The organism is Flavobacterium sp. HSC-32F16 (assembly GCF_024171645.1).
Classification (GTDB): domain Bacteria; phylum Bacteroidota; class Bacteroidia; order Flavobacteriales; family Flavobacteriaceae; genus Flavobacterium.
In genome coordinates this window covers 1-3,019 of record NZ_JALKAC010000016.1, presented here as the reverse complement: position 1 = coordinate 3,019, position 3,019 = coordinate 1, and the positions used below count along the sequence as shown (strand labels likewise).

Genomic DNA, 3,019 nt, shown 5'->3' with positions numbered 1-3,019 from the left:
ATAATTAATTTTATGACTGGTACAATAAGCAAAATAAGGGCGTATGGGGGATGCCTAGGCTCTCAGAGGCGATGAAAGGCGTGATAAGCTGCGAAAAGCTGCGGGGACGGGCACACACCGATTGATCCGCAGATACCTGAATGGGGCAACCCACTATGTTGAAGACATAGTACACCGATAGGTGGGCAAACCCGCTGAACTGAAACATCTAAGTAGGCGGAGGAGAAGAAAACAAAAGTGATTCCGTAAGTAGTGGCGAGCGAACGCGGATTAGCCCAAACCAGTGCTGTTACGGCAGTGCTGGGGTTGTAGGACCACGACATTTTATGCATGCAGAACCGGAAGTTGCTGGAAAGTGACACCGTAGAGGGTGATAGTCCCGTATGGGTAATAAATGTAATAGATAGTGGTATCCTGAGTAGGGCGGGGCACGTGAAACCCTGTCTGAATTTGGCGGGACCATCCGCTAAGGCTAAATACTCCTGAGAGACCGATAGTGAACCAGTACCGTGAGGGAAAGGTGAAAAGAACCGTGAATAACGGAGTGAAATAGATCCTGAAACCATACGCTTACAAGCGGTCGGAGCCCTTTCGTGGGGTGACGGCGTGCCTTTTGCATAATGAGCCTACGAGTTAACGCTGCTGGCAAGGTTAAGTGGTTCAGCCACGGATCCGCAGCGAAAGCGAGTCTGAATAGGGCGCTTTAGTCAGTAGTGTTAGACGCGAAACCGTGTGATCTACCCATGGGCAGGTTGAAGCTGTGGTAACACACAGTGGAGGACCGAACCGGTTGACGTTGAAAAGTCTTCGGATGACCTGTGGGTAGGGGTGAAAGGCCAATCAAACTCGGAAATAGCTCGTACTCCCCGAAATGCATTTAGGTGCAGCGCTGAATTAAGTTATACAGAGGTAGAGCTACTGATTGGATGCGGGGGCTTCACCGCCTACCAATTCCTGACAAACTCCGAATGCTGTATAATGTTTCTCAGCAGTGAGGGCTTGGGTGCTAAGGTCCAAGTCCGAGAGGGAAAGAACCCAGACCATCAGCTAAGGTCCCCAAATATATGCTAAGTTGAAAGAACGAGGTTTGTCTGCCCAGACAGCTAGGATGTTGGCTTGGAAGCAGCCATTCATTTAAAGAGTGCGTAACAGCTCACTAGTCGAGCGGACGAGCATGGATAATAATCGGGCATAAGCATATTACCGAAGCTATGGATTTACAGTTTACTGTAAGTGGTAGGGGAGCATTCCAGCAGGGTTGAAGGTGTATCGTAAGGTATTCTGGACTGGCTGGAAAAGAAAATGTAGGCATAAGTAACGATAATGCGGGCGAGAAACCCGCACACCGAAAAACTAAGGTTTCCACAGCTATGCTAATCAGCTGTGGGTTAGTCTGGTCCTAAGGCGAACCCGAAAGGGACAGTCGATGGCTAACGGGTTAATATTCCCGTACTACTAATTACTGTGATGGGGTGACGGAGTGATGAAAGCGCCGCGAACTGACGGAATAGTTCGTTGAAGTACCTACCTATAAGAGATGCAGGCAAATCCACATCTTTTGGGGAAATACGATAGTACTCGGAGTCTTCGGACAAAGAGATAGTGCGCCTAAGGGCTTCCAAGAAAAACCTCTAAACTTCAGGTAATTAGTACCAGTACCGTAAACCGACACAGGTAGTTGAGGAGAGAATCCTAAGGTGCTCGAGAGATTCATGGCTAAGGAATTAGGCAAAATAGACCTGTAACTTCGGGAGAAAGGTCGCCCTGAGCAATCAGGGCCGCAGTGAAGAGGTCCAGGCGACTGTTTATCAAAAACACAGGGCTCTGCAAAATCGTAAGATGAAGTATAGGGCCTGACACCTGCCCGGTGCTGGAAGGTTAAGAGGAGATGTTATCTTCGGAGAAGCATTGAATTGAAGCCCCAGTAAACGGCGGCCGTAACTATAACGGTCCTAAGGTAGCGAAATTCCTTGTCGGGTAAGTTCCGACCTGCACGAATGGTGTAACGATCTGGACACTGTCTCAGCCATGAGCTCGGTGAAATTGTAGTAACGGTGAAGATGCCGTTTACCCGCAGTGGGACGAAAAGACCCTGTGCACCTTTACTATAGCTTAGTATTGACCTTGGATAAATGATGTGTAGGATAGGTTGGAGACTATGAAGCGGCGTCGCCAGGCGTTGTGGAGTCATTGTTGAAATACAACCCTTTGTTTATCTGAGGCCTAACCCCGTTTTGCGGGGGACATTGCTTGGTGGGTAGTTTGACTGGGGTGGTCGCCTCCAAAAGAGTAACGGAGGCTTCTAAAGGTTCCCTCAGTACGCTTGGTAACCGTGCGTAGAGTGCAATGGCATAAGGGAGCTTGACTGAGAGACATACAGGTCGATCAGGTACGAAAGTAGAGCATAGTGATCCGGTGGTTCCGCATGGAAGGGCCATCGCTCAAAGGATAAAAGGTACGCCGGGGATAACAGGCTGATCTCCCCCAAGAGCTCATATCGACGGGGGGGTTTGGCACCTCGATGTCGGCTCGTCACATCCTGGGGCTGGAGAAGGTCCCAAGGGTTGGGCTGTTCGCCCATTAAAGTGGCACGCGAGCTGGGTTCAGAACGTCGTGAGACAGTTCGGTCTCTATCTACTGTGGGCGTTAGAAATTTGAGTGGATCTGATTCTAGTACGAGAGGACCGAATTGGACAAACCTCTAGTGTATCTGTTGTCCCGCCAGGGGCACCGCAGAGTAGCTACGTTTGGAAGGGATAAGCGCTGAAAGCATATAAGCGCGAAACCCACCACAAGATGAGATTTCTTTTAAGGATCGTGGAAGATGACCACGTTGATAGGCTATAGATGTAAAGGCAGTAATGTCATAGTCGAGTAGTACTAATAATCCGTAAGCTTATGTACACCCTTTTCCCGTCCCGTTGAAAAACGGGACGGGAGGAAACTTTCTAAAATAAAAAACTTTCTTTATCTCAGTATGTTAAGATATTAGCTCGACGCAAGAGCAGTTGATGGTTCA

Annotated in this window: 1 rRNA gene; it reads left to right on the top strand. The window is 48.9% G+C overall.

Annotated elements, in window-relative coordinates:
• Positions 1-22 precede the first annotated feature (22 nt).
• Positions 23-2,904, top strand: a 23S ribosomal RNA gene (locus L1276_RS25215).
• Positions 2,905-3,019: the final 115 nt, after the last annotated feature.